A 23,129-nucleotide genomic window follows, 5' to 3' on the forward strand; every position below is an offset into this window, starting at 1 on the left:
TCCCTTCTCTCTCCTCTGTGAAGATGGGTGCGCCAATTATTAGAATTTTCTGTGACACTTTTATGACTTTATGACAGGCGGGATGATAAACGTTTTCAGATTCAGTTGGCAGCAGCGCGTTGCAGCAGGTCCCAGCGGTTGCCACTGATATCCTCGAACACTACCACGGTGCCGTAGGACTCCTGTCGAGGCTGTTCACAAAAATGGACACCATACTGCTGCATCCGCCGGTAATCCCGCCAGAAGTCATCGGTCTCGAGGAACAGAAATACCCGTCCGCCACCCTGTTTGCCAATGGCGGCCAGCTGCTCCGGGGTCGCAGCCCGCGCCAGCAGCAACGAGGAACCCGAGCTGCCAGCGGGAGCAACCCGCACCCAGCGTTTGCCCGGTTTGCCCAGTTCGTCGAGCCGGGTATCTTCCAGCAGCGCAAACCCCAGCCCCTCGGTGAAAAAGGCGATAGCCTCGTCATAGTCGGCCACCAGCAGGGTCAGGGCACCAATAGATTGTCTGGTCATCTTGCTCTCGTCTTTAACATGTCATGCTACCGCCCTCAATGCGCCACTACCCGGTTGCGTCCCTGCGTCTTGGCCTGATAGAGCGCCTCGTCGGCACGTTTGAGTACGCATTCCCATGGCTCTCCCCCCCGCTCGGCCACCCCGAACGAAGCGGTCACCCGCAAGGCCAGCGGCCAATGGGCAGATGCCTCCAGCAGGGTACGCAGCCGCTCGGCCAGGATACACGCCCGCAACTCATCGTAATCAAGGCAGACCAACACAAACTCCTCTCCCCCCCAGCGCACCAGATGGCAGAGGGGATCGCAGTGGCGCAGGATCTCGCTGACCAGCAGTTTGAGCACCTCGTCTCCCACCGGATGGCCATGGCTATCGTTGATCTGTTTGAAGTGATCCACATCGATATAGACAAGAGTGCAGGGCTGCTCACCTATCTCGAGCAGCAGTCGCTCACCGCCGAGCCGGTTGAGGGCGCCGGTCAGGGCATCATAACAGGCCTCCTCGCGGGAGCGGCGATTCTCTTCACTCAAGGTCCGGTTGAGCGCCTCGGCCTCCAGTTTGGCTTGATGGGCATGCTGCAAGCGCTGCTTCATCAAAAGGTGGTTGATCAGAAAAACGGTACAACCGTAAAGAAACCAGACAAACAGGATCAGCCGATAGAAGAGGGTGGCATCGAGCCAGCTACCGTGAAACTGCAGCGCTTCGATCACCACGCCATGCTTACCGGGCGGCATATCTGAACCAGCCATAACCTCGATGGCATAAACCCGATCCAGATTGGCCCCCTGCTGCTGCAACGGCACATTGTAACGGGTGATCCACCAGGTCGCCGGGGTAAACACATCCAGTGGCACCTCGTGATCCCGGCCGTAATCCGCCGGCCGAAAAATGATCTCGTTGAACTTGGATTGCTCAGGCTCATCAACCCGGTCATAGACCGGATTGTAGTTGCGCAGATACAAGCGCCAATCCTGCTCGCCAGCCCCGGTTACGCTCAAACGGATATGAAGTGTGCCAAAACGGGTCAGATTAATCCCCTTGTCACGGGGGGTCAGGGTGAGGATAAGGCCGCAACTTGGGTAGCTGGCCGGATTGGCGGTTAACGTACAGACCACTCCGGGATGATCATCCGCCGAGGGTTGATAGCGCACCGCCCCCGGCCCAGCATCCCGTGGCTGCTGCACTGTGATGGAGAGCGGCCACTCCTTGATATCGAGAACTCGCTCTGGCCCGAACTCGAACAGCAGGATGGCACAACCGGTGAGCGCCAGCAGATACCAGAATAGTGACTCGGCCAAACGGGAACCGGACGCGATCATGCTTACCCTAACCCCTGAATATGAAGGCACAGCCATTCACTCCGGCAGACAACCGATCGTTGCTGCCAGATGGCCCATGATAACAGGGCTCTATGATAATCCCTGTAACGACAAGAAACAGGCTACTTATCATGGCATTCACACTGCATCGCTCCCATTTTTTCCCATTAGAGCCCCCGTTCTGCCGATTGCTGGCGATAACGCTGAGGGGAGCAGCCCAGCTCCCGGTTGAACATGGCGATAAAGGCCGAGGTGGAGCCGTAACCGAGCCGCCAGCTGATCTCCTGAATCGGCATGTCCCCCTTGAGCCAGGCCAGCGCCTTGAGCAGCCGCAACCGCGCCCGCCACTGACCGAAACTCATCCCCAGCTCCCGCAGGCAGCGCCGCGCCAGGGTGCGCTCTGTGGTATGCAGTTGTCCGGCCCACTGGGCCAGAGTTCGGGGATCGGCAGGATCGCTGTGTAACGCCGCCAGCATGGGAGCCAGCAGCTTGTCCTGACTCATCGGCAGGTAGCTCTCCTGACAGCGGGTGCGCGCCAGTCGCTCCACCAGTAACTCGGCCTGACGCTGATCCCACTCATCCGCCATATGGCTCACCCGCCGTTCGCAAAAATCGCTCAGCAGGGCGCGGATCAGCGGGGTGAGCAGCAGCAATCTGGGCTCTGGCGGCAGCTTGGCCGCCAGCTCGTGGCTGACGTAGATGGAGGTGTAGTCGAGGGTCTGCTCGTTGTAGGAGGTGTGGTCGAGATCCGCCGGCACCCAGATCAGGTAGTCGGCAGGGGCCACCAGTCGCTGATCCCCCAGCTCTATCTCCATGATCCCCAGACTGATCATGTTGAGCTGGCCCCAGGGGTGGGAGTGCAGCACGGTCGCGCTGTCGGCCAGCATCTGCTGGTAACTGAAATAGAGCGGATTGGGAGCGGGCAGAACGACATCTACCGGCTGAAAGTGGTGAGTGGCCATCAGCGCCCCTTGTCAGCGAGAGAGAGGAGCAGGCGTGATGCAACGCCCTGTTGGCTCGGTCTCCGGCACAGGTCAAAAGCAGCCATCAGTTGCGGGCAAACGCAGCCCGTGTGGGCCGGAAAAAGGTGCATCAGAAAGAGTTGTCTTTTCTGCTGGGTCATCTGTCTGTTTTACGCTACTTGATAATATAAAGACAAGGGTAGACTTGGCCCCCTGTTAATAAGGAGCCTCTGATGCGAATCTTTTCCCCTCTTCTCTTTCCGCTGATGGCGGTGCTGATCTGGGCTACCAATACCGTGGTGTCCAAGGCGGCCGCCAGCGTGCTCGACCCCGCGGCTATCTCCTTCTATCGCTGGGTGATCGCCGCTCTGGCACTGACCCCCTTCTGCCTGCCGCAGCTGTGGCGCCGCCGTAGCGAGGTTCGCCCCTGGTTCGGCAAGCTGCTGGTGCTGGCGGCGCTCGGTATGGTGCTCTACCAGTGCCTCGCTTACTACGCTGCTCACAGCACTTCGGCCACCAATATGGGGGTGATCGGCTCCCTCATTCCACTGCTCACCCTGCTGCAAGGGGCGCTCTTCTTCGGCCAGCGTCCCGGCAAACAGGCACTGCTCGGCATGAGTATCTCCCTGTTCGGAGTGCTCTGGCTGCTTGGCAAGGGCGAACCGCTCGCCCTGCTCCATAACGGCATCAACCCGGGGGATGGCATGATGTTGCTCGGCTCCGCCAGCTACGCCCTTTACGGCCTCTTGATCCGCCGCTGGCAACTGCCGTTTGGCCCCTGGCTCAACCTCTATATGCAGATCCTGCTGGCCGTGCTACTGCTGGTGCCGCTCGCTCTCAGTGCCGACTCGATGGCGGTGCCGGCCGAAGGGTGGGGTCTGGTGCTCTTCGCCGGGCTCGCCTCCTCCCTGCTGGCGGCTTACTGCTGGATGCGCGGCCTCGCCTGTATGGGGGCAGAGCGCACCTCGGTCTTTATGAACCTGATGCCGCTCTGTACGGCACTGATCGCCGTCGTCAGCCTGGGTGAACCGATCCACGGCTATCACCTGCTGGGGGGCGGGCTGATCCTGGGCGGGGTGATGGCCTCCCAGCTGAAGGGGCGTGCACCGGTAGCAGAACGGGAAGCCGCCTGAGAACCAACATCGTCCGGAAACAACAAGGGAGCCATGGGCTCCCTTGTTGTTTCTGCAATGCACGTCAGTGAGCACCTCAACCGGCCCGGCGCCAGCGGTAGCGCCGCTCCGGCCGCCCCCGCTGACCGTAGTTGAGATCTACATCCACCCGATCTTCCGACTCCAGATACTCCAGATAGCGGCGCGCCGTGGTGCGGCTGAGGGAGAGTCGCAGCGCCACCGTGTCGGTGGAGAAGACGTTCTCCGGCTCACCCGCCAGCAGATCCAGCACCTGACGCAGGGTGATGCTGTCGATCCCCTTGGGAGTGACGCGCATCTCCTTGATCTGGGAGCGCCCTCCCTTGCCCAGCAGCTTGTCGAGATCTTCCTGCTCCAGCCGACCCCGCTCGCAGAGGCGACTGTGCAGTTGCAGGATCTCGTCCAGACTCTGCTGGATGCGAAACAGCCGCAATGGTTTGATGACGTAGTCATGAACCCCCAGGTTGAGGGCCTGCTGGATGGTCTCCACATCCCGCGAGGCAGTCACCATGATGACGTAGGCTTCGCGGTTGTGGCTACGCAGGCGGCTCACCCACTCAAGGCCGGAGCCATCGGGCAGGGAGACATCCACCAGCAGCAGTTGGGGCACCACACCGGCCATCATGGCATCGGCCTGGGCCAGGGTGCCGGCCCGCCCCAGCAGGGAGAAACCGGGTGTCGCCGCCACCAGTTCTGACAAGATGGCACCGATCCGATCGTCATCTTCAATAACAAGCGTGATTATTGGGTCCATGGCTCACATTAATTGGTTTTTATTCAAGTAGATACCAAACAGGGTGGTCTGCTCGGCGGTTCGCCGCCATTCTATCACACCCTCGTGCCGACCCACGGTCTCCTTGACCAGGAACAGACCCACCCCGTGATCGCCGCTCTGGCGACTCACTCCGTAATCGAACAGGTGATCGGCCAGCTCCTCGTCGACCCCCTCGCCGCTATCCTCCACCTCGATCACCAGCCGCCGCCCCACATCGCACAGGGACAGCAGCACCCGCGGCGGCCGCTGCTGGCGGTTGCGCCAGGCCGCCTGCAGACCGTTGTCCAGCAGGTTACCAATAAGGGTGATGAGATCGGCCGAGACCGAGGCCGGATACTCCGCCAGCGCCGAGTCAGGATCGAGCTCCAGAGTCACCCCCAGCTCGCGGGCCCGGCTGAACTTGCCGAGAATAAGCCCCGCCACCGGCTTGTTGTCTATCAGCCGCAGCAGCTCCTGCAGCATGGTCTGGCACGCTTCGTTCTCCTGCTGGATCAGCTCCACCGCCTGATCCACATGGCCCAGCTGCAACAGGCCGGAGAGGCTGCTCAGCTTGTTGGCAAACTCGTGGCTCTGCATCCGCAGCATCTCGGCATACTGGCGCAGATGGGTCACCTGTACCCCCAGACTGGCAGCCACCTCCGGACGGCTGAAGATCAGCAACCGCCCCGGCGCCTTGCCCTGCACCGCCTGCCAGCGGCCGACAAAGGACTCTCCCTGAATGGTGAAGCTCACTTCCCCACCCTCCTGCTCCAGACAGGGGGCAAGAGGTGGCACCAGCTCCGCCAGCGACTGCCCCTGCAGGGCATGGCGCCCGGTGACCGGCAGCCGCAGCTGATAGCTGGCGGTGCTGTTGATCATGTTGATATTGCCGCGACCATCGAGGGCAATCACCCCTTCGGTGATGTGCTCAAGTACCAGATCCTGCAGGGTAAAGCGGCGCACGATCGCCTCCGGCTCCAGATCGAGCAGGGTCTTGCGCAGCAGGTATTGCACCCAGAGCGCCAGCAGCAGGCCGCACCCCAGCACCGCCACAATGGCGCTGATGAGCAGGGCCACCCGCTCCATATAGATGCCCTCCACCTGCTGCATCAGGTAGCCCACCACCACGGCCCCCATGACGCGCCCGTCACCGCCCACCACCGGGGAGAAGCAGCGGATCGCCGGCCCCATGGTGCCCCGATCCTTGGAGCAGTAGCTGCGCCGCTCCTGCAGCGCGGGCCAGATATCCTCGCCACGGAACTTCTGCCCCACCAGCTCGGGATTGGGGTGGCTGAGGCGGCGACCATGTTCGTCGGTCACCACCATATAGGTGGCGTCGGTGCGATTGCAGACCGCCTCCACATAGTCGCGCAGAGTCGGATCACTGCCCTGGCGCAGAGCTTCGACCACCCGGGTATCCGCCGCCATGACCCGTGCCAGATCGCTCCCCTTATCCTGCAGATTGCTCTCCAGCAGATGGCGGATAAAGAGGGCCAGCAGACTGCCCAGAATGAGGATCAGCAGCAGGGAGAGCCCAAGAGAGAGGGTGACCAACTGGTGGCGAAGTTTCATGCACATACCTTAAAACGTCAGGACGCTGCCCAATAGTGCGGATGCCACCAGGTCTGGTCAATCAAAGGTGCCGGATCGCCGACAAAATCGGCCAATCCTTCCTCGCGGGCACAGAGTGCCACCGCTCTGGCGACGGCGCGGGCCACCTCTCCCACCTGCTCGATGGGGGGTAGCAGCCTACCCGCCACCAGCGGATAGGCGCCGACAGCCCGCACCGCGGCCAGCAACATGCCATCGCTGATGCGGCGCGCCTTGACGGCACAGGCTCCGAGACCAATCCCTGGGAAGACATAGACGTTGTTGCACTGGGAGACTACCCGCCGCTCCCCGGCCACCGTCACCGGCGCAAAGGGGCTACCGGTGGCCAGCAGGGCGCGGCCATCTGTGGCGGCCCACACCTGCTCGGGGGTGGCCTCGGCGCTACGGGTCGGGTTGGAGAGTGGCAGGATCACCGGCTGCTCGCACACCTCCCCCATCGCCTGCAACACCTCGCCAGTAAAGAGGCCGCCCTGCCCGCTCACGCCAATCAAGACCGCCGGACGCACCTGGCGAATGGTCTCCAGCAGCGAGCTGTTACCCTCCTCTACGGCGCGGGCAAACGGCTGTTGGGCGCGGGTCAGCTTGGGGCGATCGCTGCAGACCACCCCATCCTGATCAAACAGCCAGACGCCGTCGTGACTCCCCGCCAGCTGGGCCAGCATGGCGGCAATGCCGCAACCGGCCGAGCCCGCCCCGACGATCAGCACCGGGGCATCGCACAGAGCAGTACCTGCCTGCTGCAACCCGGCCAGCACGCAGGCGGAGGCAACCGCCGCCGTGCCCTGAATATCGTCGTTGAACATGCAGAGCTCGTCCCGATAACGGGTCAGCAAGTTGGCGGCATGCTTGCCGGCAAAGTCTTCAAACTGCAGCACCACCTGAGGCCAGCGCTTGCGAATGGCGGCCACCACCTTGTCCATGAAGTGGTAGTAGCTCTCGCCATCGATGCGCGGGGATTGCCAGCCGAGGTAGGAGTCATCCTCCAGCAGCTCGGGGTTGTTGGTGCCCACATCGACGCAGAGCGGCAAGGTACGTGCCGGGTTGATGCCACCCGCTGCGGAGTAGAGCGCCAGCTTGCCGATACAGATCCCCATGCCGCCGATACCGAGATCGCCGAGCCCAAGCACCCGCTCGCCGTCGGAGATGACGATCACATCCACCTCCTGCTCCACTGACTCGAGGATGTCATCGAGATCGTCCCTGTCATGCCACGAGAGATAGAGGCCGTGGCTGCGTAGATAGAGGTCGCTGTGGCGCTGGCACGCCTCCCCCACCACCGGGGTGTAGATGATTGGCAGCAGCTCCGGCAGGTGGTGACGCACCAGATCGTAGAAGAGCACCGGGTTGTCCTCCTGCAGCTGGCGCAGCAGCAGATGCTGGTCAAACGGACTCTGCATGGCGCTGACCAATCGGTAGATCCGGCGCCGCTGCTGGGAGAGAGACTCCTCCTTATGCGGCATGCGGCCGCGTACACCCTGACGCTTGCGTTCTGCATAGGGCAGGCTGGTGCCCATCATGATGTCGTTCATCTTGTTTGTTCCTCAATCCGGTATCAGGCAAGCAGGGAGATAAGAGCGGTCGCCAAAATCAGCATCACGGCACCGCCGAGACGGGAGGAGATCTGGGCAAAGGGCATCAGCTTCATCCGCTGGGCCGCCGAGAGCACAGCCACATCGCCGGTCCCCCCCATGTTGGCCATGCAGAGCCCGCCGGTGATGGCCGCCTCGATGGGATAGAAGCCGATCAGCTTGCCGACCAGCGCCGCACCGAGGGCGCCGCCAATCACGGTGACCATGACCAGCACGAAGTAGCTGATGGAGAAGGCGCTGATGAGCTCGGGAATACTGGTATAGGCGACGCCGATCCCCACCAGCAGGGAGGGGGTCAGGTTGCTCACCACAAACTGATACCAGTCGGCCGCCGCCTGCTCATAACGGCGCGGCAGCAGGCCACTCACTTTGATAAAGGCGACAGCCAAAATCATCAGGGCGAAGGGGTGCATGGGAATAAAGTTGCCAAGCAGGGAGCCCAGCACAAACATGCTGGAGCTGATGAAAAGGCCCATACCCAGACTCTGCAGGGTCGGCGCTTCGGCCTGCTCGTCAGCAATGTTCTGGCTATTCTCTTTGACCATCAGCTTGCCGTTGCCGGTCAGGGAGGGGTAACGGCGACCGAGCCGCGCCAGCAGGGAGCCCACCAGAATGGCCAGGGTATTGGCGATCACCACCGCCGGTACCATGCGCGACAAGAGATCCGCACTGGACATCTGCATCGGGCCGGAGAGGATCTCCACCAACGGCACCGCACCGGCGCCCATGCCACCGCCCATGATCGGCAGGCCGATCAGCAGCACCGCATTCTTGAAGCCATACCCCATCAGGGAGCCGACCAGACCAACGCTCAGCAGTGCCAGTGCGACGCCACCAAGAATGACCGGCAGGTAGCGCATGGCGGCATTTTTCAGCAAAGCGCCGCTCATACCGAACACGGAGCCAGTAACCAAGCTGGCGATAAAGAAGTTGAGAAAGCCACCCTCCTTCATGAAGTGGGTGATGACCTGCCCCGCCTGCACCGGCAGCAGCTGATATTCGAACAGGGCGGCGCCGCCGAAAATGGCGAGGATGGTGCCGCCCCCCAGATATTCACGGATCGGCATGATCCGCTCACCCAGCTCGGTCAGCAGGGTGCCCAGCACGAACATCAGTGCCAGCGCACCGACCATGCCCAGCGGCAACGAGCCATTCCAGCCGGAAAAGAGAACACAGGTCGCCAGCCCCAGAAATATAAAGAGCGGCATACCGGCAATTTGTTGGCCGCCCATAAAGGCGGCCTTTTCTTGTGTGGTTTGTAGGGGTGAGAGGTTTTTCATTGTTATGTACTCTGCGTGTGATTGTGGCCGCTACTTTATTGATCCCCCTCTCCCCTGTCGGTTAGCCAGACTGCAAAGCCATATAAAAACATTAAAAACTTAAACATCATGGTGCCGCCAACGTGCGCTGCACAATAGAACACCAGACATACGATACCCGACCAAGTCAGGAAATAGGGTGATAAAACGAGCGACCATAATGGCGGATATTTGGGTGATCAGCAGTAATAACGATGCGATGATCTCCCCCCCTTCGGGGAAATAACAGAGCCAGATGACAAGCTCTGCGACCATTTATCGCCACAGCTCCTGTGAGTGATAATCAGCGGGCAATGTCATCGCCATAACGCGAGTGCCACGGCGTGCCACATCAGGGTTTGAGTCGGCGTGCAGGAAGCTCGCACGATGAAAAAGGGTGAGAAGAAAGATGCAAAAAGGGGAGATTGAAATAGTGATGAGTCAAGCCAGCGAATACCAGAGCACTGGCTTGAACTCACAAGGATCACACACGGTCAGGTCTATTCTGCCAACAGCAATGGAATATTGGCGGGGTCAAAATCATGACTGATATCGGTACTTCTGATAGCGCCTTCCCGATTCATACCATGATGTGACTCTGCACCATATTCTCCATCACTCAACAGCGCTTCAATTGCCAGATACACACATCCACTGTCATATCCATCCACAACCCGTTTCCCCCTTGTTTTATAACCCCATCAATATTAGCGGATAAAAAAAGAGCTGCTCACTGAAGCTGAAAATTTCATGAAAATAATCGCCGGATATCCTCCATTCACGGCGCAATATCCGAATCGGCAAGAGAGCCTCGAGTGGATCAGTCCCGAGAATAATATCAGGGGCTCGAATGCTGCCAACTCGCACCAGCGAAAGATCCGACCAGAAACATGATCCGCATCACACTATTTACTTAGCCTGCTAAACAAGTATGATGCTTAGCAGGCTAAGTACATTGAGGATGAGAAGATGACGGATCTGGAAAGGTTGCGCGAGCTGTCGCTCGCCGAGCAGATAGCGCGGATGCACCGGCTATGGCGTACTGCCGCCGATCTGGAGCTGGCCCCCCTTGGCCTCACCCATCCCCGCTGGACCGCGCTGTGGAAACTCTCCCGCATGGGGAACCATGTCAGCCAGAAGACCCTGGCCGAAGCCCTCGAAATAGAACTGCCATCCCTGATGCGCACCCTGGGCCAGTTGGAAGAGCAGGGACTGATTGAGCGCCACTGCTGCAGTCAGGACAAGCGGGCCCGCATCGTCTGTGTGACCCCGGCTGGCCAGACCCTGCTCGATCAGATCGCCGACCGCATCATGAATATCCGCCGGGAGCTGCTGGGGGGCATCGACGAGCAGACCCTGCAGCTGTTTGAAGCCACGGTGCAGCGGATCTCGGCCAACGCCCTCAGCAAAATTGAACAACACCACGACCGACAAGCCGGAGGCGATACAAGCCCTCCCGAGACCGACACAGAGAGAGAATAAGATGACTCCGGATCAACAATTTACCCGCTGGATCAAATGGTCCATGGCGGGCTTTGCCACCTTGTTTGCCTATTTTCTGATAGCCGACCTGCTGATGCCCCTCACCCCTCAGGCGATGGCGACCCGGGTGGTCACCAAGCTGGCCCCCCAGGTGAGCGGCAAGGTGATCGAGGTCGCCGTTCACAACAACCAGCAGGTCAAGAAGGGGGATCTGCTGTTCAGGCTGGATCCGGCCCCTTTTGAACTGGCTGTGGAGCAGGCCCGCCTTGCGCTGGCGCAGGCAGAGCAGCAGAACAGTGAACTGGATGCCGCCCTGACCGCCGCCGTTGCCGAGATCAACGCCAAGGAGACCCTGGCCAGCCAGAAGTGGCGCGAGGCTGAGCGGATCGATGCGCTCTACCAACGTCACATGGTTTCGCTGCAACAAAAAGATGAAGCTGACAGCGCCCTGCGCAGCGCCCAGGCCAACCTGCGCGCCAGTCAGGCCAAACTGGCCCAGATCAAGGCCAGTCGTGGCGTGACCGGTGAGGATAATCTGTTGCTGCGCCAGGCCCGCAACAAGCTGGCACAAGCGCAGCTGGCCCTCTCTTACAGCCAGGTCCACGCGGATCAGGATGGCACCATCACCAACCTGCAGCTCAAGCCGGGCAGTATCGCCAGCGCGGGCAGCCCGCTGCTGGCGCTGGTGTCGGAACAGGTGGACGTCATTGCCGATTTTCGGGAGAAAAGCCTGCGCCATGTCGGCGAGCAAACCCGCGCACTGGTCGCCTTCGATGGCGAGCCGGGTCAGCTCTATCCTGCTCGGGTAAGCAGTCTGGATGCCGGAGTGAGCGCCGGTCAGTTTGATGCCAATGGTCGACTGGCCGCGCCGGTGGAGTCTGATCGCTGGGTACGGGATGCCCAGCGGATGCGGCTGCACCTCGAGCTGGACCAGCTCCCCGATCATCTGCCAGCCGGGGCTCGGGCCACGGTGCAACTGCTGCCGGACAATGCCCTGACCGCCATGCTGGCACGGGGCCAGATCCACCTGCTCAGCCTGCTCCATTATGTCTACTAACCACGCCACTCACCCGTCGGCCAATACTGCCCCAGCCCACCCCGCCGGTGTTGCTGCCACCCACCTCTGGTATCGGCCCCTCACCGGCAACGAGCTGCGCCAGTGCCTGCGCATCGCCTTTGGCTGCACCACGGGCTTTCTGCTCTGCAAGCTGTTTGGCTGGAATTACGGGGTTTTCTATACGGTCACGCCTGTGCTGCTGCTGGGAATGGTGCCGGTGATGAATGGCCATGCCGCACGCCAGCTGATCGCGGCTGCGGTGGTCTGTGGGGTTGAGGTCGGGCTGCTGGGGGGACTGTTTGGCAGCCATCCGGCGCTGATGACCCCCATCGCCTTTCTGCTGTTTCTCTACCGCTTCGCCGCCATGTCGCGGGGCAGCCTGTTTCTGTTCGGGGCCAACGGGGTACTGAGCCTCAGCATCATGCTGCACTTTGCCAGCTATCCGCAGACCGACCTCAACGACCTGCTCCTCAACAATATCTGGGCGAGCGTGCTGTCGGTGCTGATCGCCTATCTGATGACCATGCTGATCCCGGATGTGGAGGCCAGACCCAAGCCCACCTCGGCCCCCAAGGCGCCGCACCGGATGCGCCATGAAGCCCTGCTGGGTGCCACGGTGGCCACCCTGTCGTTTCTGGTATTTCAGGTGTTTGACCTGCGCGACTCCATGTCAGCCCAGGCCACAACCCTGCTGGTGCTGTTCCCCATGCACTGGAACGGCGCCCTGAGTTATGCCCGCAAACGGGCGATGGGCACCTTGCTGGGTGTCACCTTCGGCTTGCTCGGCCAGCTGCTGCTCTATGACTGGTCAGGGCAACTGCTGCTTGTCGCCCCGTTACTGTGGCTCGGCGCCATGCTGTTCAGCCATGCCCACGTCAAGGAGGCGGGTGGTTCGGGTGTAGGCTTTGGCGCCCTCACTACCCTCGGCATCCTGTTTGGCCAGTACCTCACTCCGGGCAACGATCTGGTGTTCAGCGCCCTCTACCGGGTGAGCAGCATCCTGTTTGCCATTGTGGTCACCCTGTTGGCCTGCTACCTCGTCCACCGGTTGCTCAATCGCTTCGAGGCGACCCGCTTCGGTTATTGATTTCCTGTTGTAAGCACTGTTGTCAGCCCATGGATGAGCTCTCTTTCGCCCCGTCGCCTGCCGGGGCGTTTTTTCTCTCCCTCGTGTTCCACCCTTGTCATCCCCCCACCACCACAGCTCAGCGCAGAAGTACGGCTATGCTTGTAAGGCTGCTGTCGATGAGGTGTACCTATGGTCGCGTTGTTAAAAAAATGGCTGGTTTGTCTTATGCTGTTGGCTACCAGCCCGCTCGGGGCCACCCCGCTTGTCATTGGTGCCGAAGATGACTGGGCCCCCTACTGCGAGCGCGACAAGGACAATGAGGATGACCAGCCACGCGGACTGGCGCCTGAGCTGGTCAAGGCGGTGTTTGCCGCCGAAGGGATCGAGATAGTCTTTCGCACCCTCCCCTTCGCCCGCTGCATGCACGATGCGAAAAGCGGCAAACTTGCGGGGTGCTTCAACGCCACCATCACCGAAGAGAACCGTTACCAGTACCACTGGCACGATACCCCCATGTTCGAGGAGGATCTCGCCATCTTCGCCCTCGCCAGCGAACCGCAACGGGATCTCAAACTCACCTCGCTGGAGGGCAAGCAGGTGGGCATCACCCTAGGCTACACCTATCCCACCGATTTTATGGAAAACCCCAGGATCACCCGCTTTCAGGCCAAATCCGATGCCCAGATCCTCGAGATGCTGGTACGTGGCCGGGTCGACTACATCCTGATGAATGGCATGCCGGGCTACCTCAAGATCCAGCAGAAGCAGCTGACCGGCAAGGTGGTCAAGGTTGGCAAACTCTCCACCGATGGCTTCTGGCTCGCCTTCTCCCGCCACCACCCGCAAGGGGAAGCGCTGGCCAAGCAGTTCGAGCAGGGATTGCAGAAGATCAAGAACAACGGCACCTATGAGACGCTGATCCGCCAGTTTGAAACCAGACTTGGCCTGCACTGATTGACACTACCTTGCTGATAGCGGCATCCCCCTCATACTCGCGCGGTATGCCGGACAGCCAGCGACGCACCGAATGGCCCCGCTGATTGCACAATAACGGCAACCTGTTAGGCTCACGCCCGTATGACACCAATGGAGCTGTAATCATGAATAAAGCACATATGATGGCCGCTGGTGCGCTGGCCCTCGGCCTGCTCGCTGGCTGCAATCAGGGCAATACCCTCTCAGTCACTGGTGGCGAACCGGTCAGTTACCAGTGCGAGCAGGGCAAGAAGGTGCAGGTGCGCTACTTCTCCCTCTCAGACGAGAGCCTCAACTTTATCAAGCTATCACTGCCGAACGGCAAGGATTACACCCTGCCCCAGGCCATTTCGGCCTCCGGCGCCCGCTATACGGACGAACATGAGGCCGTCTGGTGGAACAAGGGGGATGAGGGCTTTGTGGAACTGCGGGATCAGGATGGCGAGTGGCAGACCGCCTACAACGACTGCAAACAGCAATAAACGTGACCCCGGCCTGGCCGGGGTCTCTCTTTCTCTGGCATCAGAGTGGTGGGGATCAATTGATCTCGATCTCGAAGCGGTTGGTCACCTCGACCGGAATGGCATCCGGGTTGCCCTCTGCCGGGCTGTAGCGGATCCGCGAGAGGGTCGCCAGCGCGCTCTGCTCCAGCTCGCCGGGGGGCTCGGCCGCCACCACTTCCGGCTTGACCGGCGTGCCGCTGGCGTCGATTTGATAGCGTACTTCCACATACCCCTTGACCGGTTTGGCTGGCAGGGCTGGCTCGTCGTTGCCAAGCCATGACCACTGCTTCTCCTGAACCCAGTAGCTGGACAACTGCTCGAGGGGGATAGCGATCGGAGCGCGCTCGTGCGCCACCTCCTGACGGGATGAGCACCCCAGCAGCAGTGTCACTGCCAGACCTGACCATACTGCGACTTTCCACTTCATGTAACGCTCCTTGTTCTTTGCCGGTGCTTGTTGCCGGACTGCGGGACGCTCAATGCGCCCCTTGGTCAGTGACCCATCCTAACGAAAAAGTATTCGTATGAACATGAACAAAAGGGCCAACCCCGAGAGGTTGGCCCTTTTATCGTCAATAAGCTCACTAACCAGCCTCTGGCATCAGCCGCGCTTGTCGCTCACCACCAGCCAGAGCGCATGGACCATGCCCGGCAGACCGCCCATCAGGGTCAGCACAATGTTGATTAAAAAGTGCAGGCTAAAGCCCACCTGGATAAACGCGCACACCGGGGGCAGGAAAATGGCCAGCAGGATCTTGAGCAGATTGTTCATCTCGGCTCTCCTTTTCAAAAATGTCGTCAGGATTGGAATGGGCTAACCATAAACATCCCGAGCTTCAACTGCAAACCAGACAGGGAATTCGCTCACCCGCATCACGCCAGGCGTTGAGGTCGTGGATCTGCTGATTGCTGCTGCCACGCCAGAGCAGGCCGGGGTCTGCCAACGCCTTTTCAAACTTGCCATCCACCAGCACATCCAGCAAGGCCACCAGCTCGCGCTGGGCCTCTGACAGTTCGCCGAGCAGATAACCGGTCCAGCACCAGATATCCTTGCCCGGACACTCGGCGCGCACCCGTTTCACCAGCGCCAGCACGTGGGGCACGTTGGCCGGGTGGAGCGGATCGCCGCCGGAGAGCGACAGACCTCGCCGTTTGATGCGGCTGTCGTTGAGGTCGCTAATGATGCGATCGCTCATCGCCTGATCGAACGGCTTGCCGCCATCGAGCCGCCAGGTGCTCTGGTTGTAGCAACCTGGGCACTGGTGCTCGCAGCCCGAGACAAACAGGGTGGCACGGGTGCCGGGGCCGTTGATCACATCGACCGGGTAGTATTGGTGGTAGTGCATCGCTTGTTTCCTGCCTCGTTCACGGGACAGCGGCATAACTGCCGCCCTCCAATGAAAATGGCCCCTTGAGTCAGGGGCCAGCTCTTCATCGCCTGTGCGCTTACATATGTTTGACGCGGCGCTTCACCTCTTCCTGCTTGCCCGCATTGAAGGGGCGAGCATCCGGGCTGCCGAGGTAGCCGCAGACACGGCGGGTCACCGACACCTTGGCCGGGTCATGGTTACCGCAGCGCGGGCAGGTGAAGCCCTTGGAGGTACATTCGAACTCACCGGTAAAGCCGCAGTCGTAGCACTCGTCGATGGGGGTGTTGGTACCGTAGTAGGGCACCTTGTCATAGCTGTAATCCCAGACGTTTTCGAGCGCTTCCAGGTTGTGCTGGATGTTGGGGTACTCGCCGTAGCAGATGAAGCCACCACTAGCGATGGGCGGATAGGGCGCCTCGAAGTCCAGCTTGTCGTACGGATTGACCTGCTTCTCCACATCGAGGTGGAAGCTGTTGGTGTAGTAACCCTTGTCGGTCACGCCGGATACCACGCCAAACTCCTTGGCGTCGATGCGGCAGAAACGGGTGCAGAGGTTCTCGCTCGGGGTGGAGTAGAGGCTGAAGCCGTAGCCAGTCTCCTCTTTCCACTCGTCAATGGCTGCCCTGAGACGGGCGATGATGGCGATGGCTTTCTGTTGCAGCTCGGCGCTGTCAAACAGGTGAACCTTGTCACCAAACAGGGCGTTGATGGTCTCGTGAACCCCGATATAACCGAGGGAAATGGAGGCACGACCGTTCTTGAAGATCTCGCTGACGTTGTCGTCGGCCTTGAGGCGCACGCCGCAAGCCCCTTCCATATAGAGGATCGGCGCAACCCGTGCTTTCACCCCGTCCAGACGGGTGATGCGGTACATCAGCGCCTTCTTGGCGACCCGCAGGGAGGCATCCAGACGATCCCAGAAGTCCGCTTCGTCACGGGATTTCAGGGCGATGCGCGGCAGGTTGAGGCTCACCACACCCAGGTTGTTGCGACCTTCGTGGATCAGCTCGCCATTCTCCTCGTAGGCACCGAGGAAGGAGCGGCAACCCATGGGGGTCTTGAAGGAGCCGGTCACTTTCACGACCTGGTCGTAGTTGAGGATATCCGGATACATCCGCTTGGAGGCACACTCCAGCGCCAGCTGCTTGATGTCGTAGTTGGGATCGCCCTGCTTGTGGTTGAGGCCATCCTTGATGGCGAACACCAGTTTCGGGAACACGGCGGTCTTCTTGTTCTTGCCAAGGCCAGCGATACGGTTGCTGAGGATGGCACGCTGGATCATCCGCGACTCCCAGCTGTCCCCCAAGCCAAAGCCGAAGGTGACGAAGGGCGTCTGACCGTTGGCGGTGTGCAGAGTGTTGACCTCGTACTCCAGCGACTGGAAGGCGTCGTAGCACTCTTTCTCGGTGCGGGCCATGGCGTAGGCTTCTACGTCGGCAATGCCCCACTCTTCGGCCACTTCACGGTGCTTCTGCCAGCTGATGGTCACATAGGGGGCCAGCACTTCGTCGATGCGGTTGATGGTGGTGCCACCATAGATGTGGCTCGCCACCTGGGCGATGATCTGGGCGGTCACGGCCGTGGCGGTGCTGATGGATTTCGGGGTATCGATCTCCGCATTGCCCATCTTGAAGCCGTGGGTCAGCATCCCTTTCAGATCGATCAACATGCAGTTGAACATCGGGAAGAAAGGTGAGTAATCGAGATCGTGGAAGTGCAGATCACCGCTCTCATGAGCCTGAACCACATCACGGGGCAGCATGTGGCTGGTGGCATAGTGCTTGGCGACGATACCGGCCAGCAAGTCGCGCTGGGTCGGGATCACCTTGGAGTCTTTGTTGGCATTCTCGTTGAGCAGGGCGGCATTGGTCTGCTCAACCAGACCGCGGATCTCCTGCGCCAGACGGCCGCGCGCCTCGCGAGCCTGATCCCTGTCGTGGCGATATTCGATATAGGCACGGGCGATGGCCTTGTCGTCGGAAGCCATCAGGTGGTTTTCGACCCGGTTCTGGATCTCGTGGATATCAACTTCACCACGCCCTTCCAGCTCCTGACTCACTGCATTGGCAATGCGGGAAGCCAGTGCCGGATTGGCCTGATTGACCGCTTCCGCCGCACGGCTGACCGCCTCTGCAATCAGCTGGGCATTGAATGGTGCGCGACATCCGTCACGTTTGATCACAACCGGTTTCATGAATTTTCCCCGTTAAAAGGCCAGGCATTTGCCTCTGGCTCACCCTTGTTGGGCCCCCCTCCCGGCATCTCGTCCTGGACGCAAATAAATTCAGCCGAGGCTTGACAAGCCTGGGCTGAAGATAGGAGAGGAACAGCTTATACACAGCTTAATAACACAACATATAGGGATTAAAGACGAATGCGTCCCTATATGTGGTGTCTATTAGGCACTAAAGCGAAGCCTCATTTCTTGATCCAGAACAGGTTTTTCAGCGAGCGGGACAGTTCACGACCAACCCCAAAAAGCTCCATTCAAATCCAGTCTCAAGCGGGGTGCGGGCTGGCGTCCGATCCACCCACCCGAAAAAAATTGCCCCCCCACCGCACCGGTTTCGAGATGACAGCGTCAACCAAAACCGCCCATACTGAACAAGAACTCTCTCCCCCTCGACAAGGGATAACACATGCGCACCTCCCTGCTATTGCTACTGCTATCCACCCTCTCTCTGCCGCTCTGGGCCGCCAACATTCTGGTGATCAGCAGCTACCATCCCGAATACCTGTGGGACCAAAGCTACAACAAAGGGCTGCTCGATGGCTTGCAGGGTGAGCACAAGATCACCCACTTCTATATGGATACCAAACGCCATCCACGGGAGAAGTTCGACGAGATCGCCCAGCAAGCCATCGCCTTTTATCTGAAGAGCAAACCGGATCTGGTAGTACTGGGGGATGACAACGCCATCAACTATCTGGCCAACGAGATCGCCTCGCTGGGTACCCCGGTGGTCTTTCTCGGCATGAACGAGAACCCCCGCCTCAAAGGCTTTGTCGGCCACCCCAAGATCACCGGCGTGCTGGAGCGCCCCCTGCTCAAGCGCAACATCAGCGAAATAAGCCAGATGATGGGGGGGCTCGACAAGGCGCTGGTATTGTTTGATTCCAGCAATGTGGCCCTCACTGCCATTGAGGATGAATTCAAGACCCAGACCGAATTGCGAGTCGGCCAGACCCGGGTCAACAGCCAGCTGATGGGCGACTACAGCCTCTGGCAGGAGGCGGTGCTCAACGCCAAGAAGAATGGCTATCAGGCAATCTTCCTCGGCCTCTACCACACGCTGGTCGACGATAATGGCAAGCATGTGAGCGAACAGACTGTGCTGGAGTGGACCAGCGCCAACACACCGGTTCCTCTCTTCTGTTTCTGGGAGTTTGCCGTCGGCAAGGGGATGGCCATCGGCGGGCTGGTACTGGACGGCCACGATCAGGGGTTGCAGGCAGCGTCCCTTATCAACACCATACTGGCGGGCACCCTGCCCCGTACTATCTCCCCGCGAGCGGCCCTGCGCGGCGAATATGTCTTCAGCAAGAGCGAGCTGGCCCGCTGGCAGCTCACTGTGCCCGACAAATGGCACAACAAGATCATGTGGCGTGAGTAACAATAAGTAACCCGGCACATTGGCCGGGTAACACCTGCACAGTCAGATGACTGATGACCGAAAGCCGCGTGAGTCAGCTGGCAGCAAAAGGCAGGGAGAGGCGCTTGGCAAGCGCCTGGAAGTGCTGGCTGATCTCGGCACCAAACAGAGGATCACCGATAGCTCGGTTCTGCCAGTTTTGCTCCAGATGACGCCAGTCATCCTCGGTCAGGGAGTCACGCAGATGGGGGAAGATCACCCCCTCTTCGTAGTTCATGTGTGCCTCTTGCAGCTCCACGAAGCGCTCCAGCTTGGCGGTGAACTGATCGAGCGGGATCACCGCATCCATCAGGATCATCTCCACCATCTCCTTGAGCTCGGTCCCTGCCTCCAGCAACTTGAGATGCTCTTCATGCAAGCGGTTCGCGACATCCCCCTCCACCACCCGGTATTTCAGGTAGTAGTCATAGACAAGATCTTCCTTGGGGTGGTGATACTTGTCAGAGACCTCCCGCAGATAATCGATGACATCGCGCACCAGAAAATAGCTGATGGGTTGCTCGGCACGAATGGCGGCCAGCTTCTGCTTCAGCAGATCCAGCAGTCGGGCGATATTGAGGTGATCCTTGTGCAGACTCGATAACATGGGCACTCCTTGGCGCTGAAATAAAATGTTACTTTCCTGAGTATACGGTCATTTGTCGCCCGAACTTTGCACTCAATCAAGTGGTTGGCAGACAGATTGCCATTCGATCGGGCTTTTACCCTGCAATTCCAGCAGGCGGTTGGTCTCGGAAAAGTGGCCGCAACCGATAAAACCACGGTGGGCAGAAAGGGGGCTGGGATGGGGCGCCGTCAACACGTGGTGGCGTTGCCGGTCGATAAAACGCCCTTTCTTCTGGGCATGGGAGCCCCACAACAGAAATACCACCCCCTGACAACTGGCATTGATCTGCTCAATGACCCGATCGGTGAAGGTTTCCCACCCCAGATGGGCATGAGAGTGTGCCTGACCGGCCTGCACTGTCAGCACTGTGTTGAGCAGCAGAACCCCCTGTCTGGCCCAGGACTCCAGAAAACCGTGATTGGGTGTGACGAAACCAGGCAGATCCCGCTGCATCTCCTTATAGATGTTGACCAGTGAGGGAGGCGTACGCACGCCGGGCAGAACGGAGAAGCAGAGCCCGTGCGCCTGATTGGGGCCGTGGTAGGGATCCTGCCCCAGGATCACCACCTTGACCTGATCCAGTTCGGTCAGTTTGAAAGCATTGAACACATCGGCCGCGGGGGGGTAGATCACCTTGCCCGCTTCCCGCTCTGCCCTGACGGTCGCCAGCGTACACTTGAAATAGTCCTGCTCTTTTTCAGAGCCAATCACATCACTCCAGGTCAGCACCCCGGCCTCCTCACTTGATACGGCGAAGGAGTCAGGATAGGGGGGCAGCCCGCAAGACGCAACCGTGACTCACACTTTCCAGAGCCTGGCGAGCCGGCCGGAGCGCTCCAGTTTGTGCAGACCGGCGTTAAACAGCAACATCAAGCGGCGGGCATCGGGATCGGCCTTGCGCATCAGCAGATAGCCCGGCTGGGACCAGATGGGATCGGGGGCACCACTCAATGCTGCCGCTTGGGGATGACGAGAGAGAACCTGCTGAAACAGAACCTGTGCCACCTGTTCATCCATGACCAGATAACGAATGCGTCCGGTGAGCAGTTTCTCCATGCTCTCCTCATCGGAGTCGGACCACTCAAGAGACAGCTCGGATTGCCTTGCTGCAAACCCTTCACCATAAAAATAGCCACGGGTAACCCCGACAGGCTCGTTTTTCAGCTCACCCAAACTGACCAATGGCGAACCATTAAGTGCAAGCAGACGGGTCGTAAATTTGCCCAGCGATGCAGAGAGATAGAAGTGCTGCTCGCGCTCGCGAGAGCGAAACCAGGGCATGGTAATCATATAACGCCCTTCAAGAGTCAGGCTGTATGCCTCAGACCAGGGGTAGAAATGAAAGCTGACATCGACCCCCTGCTCGGCAAAGGCCTCACGTACCACCTGACAGAGAAACCCCTGATTGGGCAGCGACTCACTGATATAAGGCGGCCATTCGCCCACCGCTATGCGTACTGTTTCGGCCCGGACCACAGCTGTGATTGCCCAGCAACAGAACAGGGCCAACCATCCCCACATTCGCCACCTGATATTCACCCGACACTCTCCTTGCTTTCTGCTGAGTGTAGCCAACTCCTCAATCCACCACAGAAAAGCCGAAAAGATGTAGTTAAATTACTAGATTAAAAAGGTAAAAGATGCATAATTTTGATATCTTACAAAATCAGAAAAATGACCTATTTTTGATTAAACTCAAGAATTTAATCCCATTTAAATGGCGCTTTATTAATTTTTATTGATCTAGATCAATTTTAGTAATATTACCAACATGGTATATATGACCCCATCAAAGCAAAGGTGTAAGGCAAGGGCCCTTTAAGCCACCGCAATTAACGGTAGCTTAAATACATCAGGGTAATTTCCTTACAGTTGGATTCGCGTTCCCATTGAGGAGTCATACCATGATCAAAGGCATTCAAATCACCCAGGCTGCCAACACCGCCCTGCTGAACTCTTTCTGGCTGCTGGACGAAGAGAAGCAACAGGCTCGCTGCATCTGTGTCAAAGGCGATGCCTTTGCTGCCGATCAGGAAGTCGCACTCTCTGATCTGGGTCAGTTCGAATACCGCGAACTGCCTGTTCAGGCCGAACCGGCTGTTGAAGGTGGTCAGCACCTGAACGTCAACGTGCTGCGTCGCGAAACCCTGGAAGATGCTATCGCGAATCCGGAGAAGTACCCGCAGCTGACCATCCGCGTATCTGGCTACGCAGTGCGTTTCAACGCCCTGACCCCGGAACAGCAGCGTGACGTGGTTACCCGTACTTTCACCCAGAGCCTGTAATCAGCGTCCTGCAGTGAACCGCTGATACTTGCTGTATCAGCACAAAAAACGGCCTGTCGGCCGTTTTTTTATACGTGCTTTCACTGGGCAAGCGCAAAAACAAGGCCTCGCATTGCGAGGCCTTGTGATAAGTGCTTGTCCCATCAAGCAGAGGTATCCAGGGGCTCAAAACCCTTGATCAGGTCATCGATGGCCTTCATCTGTTTGAGGAAGCCTTCCAGCTTGTCGAGCGGCAGGGCGCTCGGGCCATCACAGCGGGCAATTTTCGGATCCGGGTGGGATTCGATAAAGAGACCGGCCAGACCGACCGCCATGCCGGCGCGCGCCAGCTCGGTCACTTGCTCGCGACGGCCACCGGAGGCGGCACCCAGCGGATCACGGCACTGCAGGGAGTGGGTTACGTCGAAGATAACCGGATAGCCACCAGTGCTCTTTTTCATGACGCCCAGACCCAGCATGTCCACTACCAGGTTGTCGTAACCGAAGTTGGCACCGCGCTCGCAGAGGATCAGCTGATCGTTGCCGCACTCCTCAAACTTGTCGGTGATGTTCTTCATCTGGCTTGGGCTCAGGAACTGCGGCTTCTTGATGTTGATGACGTTGCCGGTGCGGGCCATGGCTTCCACCAGATCAGTTTGGCGCGCCAGGAAAGCGGGCAGCTGGATAACGTCAACCACCTCGGCGACCGGCTTGGCCTGATGGGGTTCGTGCAGATCAGAGATGACCGGCATGCCGAAGGTCGCTTTCAGCTCCTGGAAAATCTTCATCCCCTCTTCCAGACCCGGACCGCGGTAGGAGTGGATGGAGGAGCGGTTGGCCTTGTCCCAGCTCGCCTTGAAGACAAACGGGATGCCCAGCTTGCTGGTCACTTCCACGTACTTCTCGCACACCGCCATCGCCATGTCGCGGGATTCCAGCACGTTCATGCCGCC

24 protein-coding genes are annotated in these 23,129 nt (G+C 59.4%); 8 read left to right on the plus strand and 16 right to left on the minus strand.

The annotated features are described in order from the left end of the window. Positions 1-101: 101 nt before the first annotated feature. The 3 genes from G5358_RS12855 to G5358_RS12865 all read right to left on the minus strand — a co-directional run bounded on the left by G5358_RS12855 (position 102) and on the right by G5358_RS12865 (position 2,793). Complete coding sequence (locus G5358_RS12855) at positions 102-515, minus strand: VOC family protein (protein ID WP_216951837.1); 414 nt, start codon at positions 513-515, stop codon at positions 102-104. 35 nt (positions 516-550) lie between these two features. Beyond that, positions 551-1,831 (minus strand): GGDEF domain-containing protein, encoded by a 1,281-nt coding sequence (locus tag G5358_RS12860; RefSeq protein WP_216951838.1) that lies wholly within the window; start codon positions 1,829-1,831, stop codon positions 551-553. 167 nt (positions 1,832-1,998) lie between these two features. After that, positions 1,999-2,793 carry an AraC family transcriptional regulator gene (locus tag G5358_RS12865; protein ID WP_421206202.1) on the minus strand — a complete coding sequence of 265 codons (795 nt, stop codon included), beginning with the start codon at positions 2,791-2,793 and terminating at the stop codon, positions 1,999-2,001. A 233-nt stretch (positions 2,794-3,026) separates the two neighbouring features. On the opposite strand from G5358_RS12865, the gene G5358_RS12870 reads away from it, so the two are divergent. Beyond that, entirely contained in the window at positions 3,027-3,926 is a 900-nt protein-coding gene (locus G5358_RS12870; RefSeq protein ID WP_139405952.1) for a DMT family transporter, read from the plus strand. Between the two features lie 76 nt (positions 3,927-4,002). Here G5358_RS12870 and G5358_RS12875 read toward each other — a convergent pair whose 3' ends face one another. The 5 genes from G5358_RS12875 to G5358_RS12895 form a co-directional block, all read right to left on the minus strand. Beyond that, on the minus strand, positions 4,003-4,698 hold the full coding sequence (locus G5358_RS12875; protein ID WP_005338420.1) for a response regulator: 696 nt from the start codon (positions 4,696-4,698) through the stop codon (positions 4,003-4,005). Between the two features lie 3 nt (positions 4,699-4,701). Further along, a complete protein-coding gene (locus G5358_RS12880; protein ID WP_021229142.1) occupies positions 4,702-6,270 on the minus strand; it encodes an ATP-binding protein in 1,569 nt (522 codons plus the stop codon). 17 nt (positions 6,271-6,287) lie between these two features. Continuing rightward, complete coding sequence (locus G5358_RS12885; RefSeq protein ID WP_421324203.1) at positions 6,288-7,838, minus strand: NAD-dependent malic enzyme; 1,551 nt, start codon at positions 7,836-7,838, stop codon at positions 6,288-6,290. A 23-nt stretch (positions 7,839-7,861) separates the two neighbouring features. Continuing rightward, positions 7,862-9,178, minus strand: a complete 1,317-nt coding sequence (locus G5358_RS12890) for a 2-hydroxycarboxylate transporter family protein (protein WP_421324204.1) — start codon at positions 9,176-9,178, stop codon at positions 7,862-7,864. A 518-nt stretch (positions 9,179-9,696) separates the two neighbouring features. Then, positions 9,697-9,867, minus strand: coding sequence for a hypothetical protein (locus tag G5358_RS12895; RefSeq protein ID WP_200879874.1), 171 nt, complete (start codon positions 9,865-9,867; stop codon positions 9,697-9,699). A gap of 298 nt (positions 9,868-10,165) precedes the next feature. On the opposite strand from G5358_RS12895, the gene G5358_RS12900 reads away from it, so the two are divergent. The 5 genes from G5358_RS12900 to G5358_RS12920 all read left to right on the plus strand — a co-directional run bounded on the left by G5358_RS12900 (position 10,166) and on the right by G5358_RS12920 (position 14,261). Next, positions 10,166-10,678: a MarR family transcriptional regulator gene (locus tag G5358_RS12900; protein WP_005349886.1), complete on the plus strand. Its 513-nt coding sequence runs from the start codon at positions 10,166-10,168 to the stop codon at positions 10,676-10,678. Position 10,679: 1 nt separating this feature from the next. Continuing rightward, complete coding sequence (locus G5358_RS12905) at positions 10,680-11,735, plus strand: HlyD family secretion protein (RefSeq protein WP_042079833.1); 1,056 nt, start codon at positions 10,680-10,682, stop codon at positions 11,733-11,735. Beyond that, entirely contained in the window at positions 11,725-12,822 is a 1,098-nt protein-coding gene (locus G5358_RS12910) for a DUF2955 domain-containing protein (RefSeq protein WP_421324205.1), read from the plus strand. The genes G5358_RS12905 and G5358_RS12910 overlap by 11 nt, the downstream gene beginning before the upstream one ends. 171 nt (positions 12,823-12,993) lie before the next feature. After that, entirely contained in the window at positions 12,994-13,758 is a 765-nt protein-coding gene (locus G5358_RS12915) for a substrate-binding periplasmic protein (protein WP_421324206.1), read from the plus strand. Positions 13,759-13,904: 146 nt separating this feature from the next. Then, a complete protein-coding gene (locus G5358_RS12920) occupies positions 13,905-14,261 on the plus strand; it encodes an MliC family protein (RefSeq protein ID WP_201972991.1) in 357 nt (118 codons plus the stop codon). A 55-nt stretch (positions 14,262-14,316) separates the two neighbouring features. Here G5358_RS12920 and G5358_RS12925 read toward each other — a convergent pair whose 3' ends face one another. From G5358_RS12925 to nrdD, 4 genes are all read right to left on the minus strand, one after another. Next, the gene (locus G5358_RS12925) at positions 14,317-14,709 is read right to left on the minus strand and encodes a TonB family protein (RefSeq protein WP_005358848.1); all 393 of its coding nucleotides are present in this window, start codon (positions 14,707-14,709) and stop codon (positions 14,317-14,319) included. Between the two features lie 174 nt (positions 14,710-14,883). Continuing rightward, complete coding sequence (locus G5358_RS12930; RefSeq protein WP_005338440.1) at positions 14,884-15,054, minus strand: YqaE/Pmp3 family membrane protein; 171 nt, start codon at positions 15,052-15,054, stop codon at positions 14,884-14,886. A 64-nt stretch (positions 15,055-15,118) separates the two neighbouring features. After that, the gene (nrdG, locus tag G5358_RS12935; RefSeq protein ID WP_194496516.1) at positions 15,119-15,628 is read right to left on the minus strand and encodes an anaerobic ribonucleoside-triphosphate reductase-activating protein; all 510 of its coding nucleotides are present in this window, start codon (positions 15,626-15,628) and stop codon (positions 15,119-15,121) included. Between the two features lie 100 nt (positions 15,629-15,728). Then, the gene (nrdD, locus tag G5358_RS12940; RefSeq protein ID WP_042079841.1) at positions 15,729-17,846 is read right to left on the minus strand and encodes an anaerobic ribonucleoside-triphosphate reductase; all 2,118 of its coding nucleotides are present in this window, start codon (positions 17,844-17,846) and stop codon (positions 15,729-15,731) included. 445 nt (positions 17,847-18,291) lie between these two features. Here nrdD and G5358_RS12945 point away from each other — a divergent pair, with 445 nt between their 5' ends. Next, positions 18,292-19,266, plus strand: coding sequence for an ABC transporter substrate-binding protein (locus G5358_RS12945; RefSeq protein ID WP_421324207.1), 975 nt, complete (start codon positions 18,292-18,294; stop codon positions 19,264-19,266). Positions 19,267-19,339: 73 nt separating this feature from the next. On the opposite strand, the gene G5358_RS12950 is transcribed toward G5358_RS12945, so the two are convergent. The 3 genes from G5358_RS12950 to G5358_RS12960 form a co-directional block, all read right to left on the minus strand. Continuing rightward, on the minus strand, positions 19,340-19,891 hold the full coding sequence (locus tag G5358_RS12950; protein WP_216951846.1) for a hemerythrin domain-containing protein: 552 nt from the start codon (positions 19,889-19,891) through the stop codon (positions 19,340-19,342). A gap of 72 nt (positions 19,892-19,963) precedes the next feature. Then, a complete protein-coding gene (ung, locus tag G5358_RS12955; protein ID WP_266134094.1) occupies positions 19,964-20,641 on the minus strand; it encodes a uracil-DNA glycosylase in 678 nt (225 codons plus the stop codon). A gap of 69 nt (positions 20,642-20,710) precedes the next feature. Continuing rightward, on the minus strand, positions 20,711-21,433 hold the full coding sequence (locus G5358_RS12960) for a substrate-binding periplasmic protein (RefSeq protein ID WP_421206196.1): 723 nt from the start codon (positions 21,431-21,433) through the stop codon (positions 20,711-20,713). A 383-nt stretch (positions 21,434-21,816) separates the two neighbouring features. Here G5358_RS12960 and grcA point away from each other — a divergent pair, with 383 nt between their 5' ends. Continuing rightward, positions 21,817-22,197 carry an autonomous glycyl radical cofactor GrcA gene (gene grcA / locus G5358_RS12965; protein ID WP_216951849.1) on the plus strand — a complete coding sequence of 127 codons (381 nt, stop codon included), beginning with the start codon at positions 21,817-21,819 and terminating at the stop codon, positions 22,195-22,197. Positions 22,198-22,340: 143 nt separating this feature from the next. On the opposite strand, the gene kdsA is transcribed toward grcA, so the two are convergent. Further along, positions 22,341-23,129 (minus strand): 3-deoxy-8-phosphooctulonate synthase (kdsA, locus tag G5358_RS12970; RefSeq protein WP_421324208.1); only part of this gene is annotated, 789 nt, incomplete at its 5' end.

This window comes from Aeromonas sp. 604176 (assembly GCF_049170755.1).
In the GTDB taxonomy this organism is placed as follows: Bacteria; Pseudomonadota; Gammaproteobacteria; order Enterobacterales; family Aeromonadaceae; genus Aeromonas; species Aeromonas veronii_A.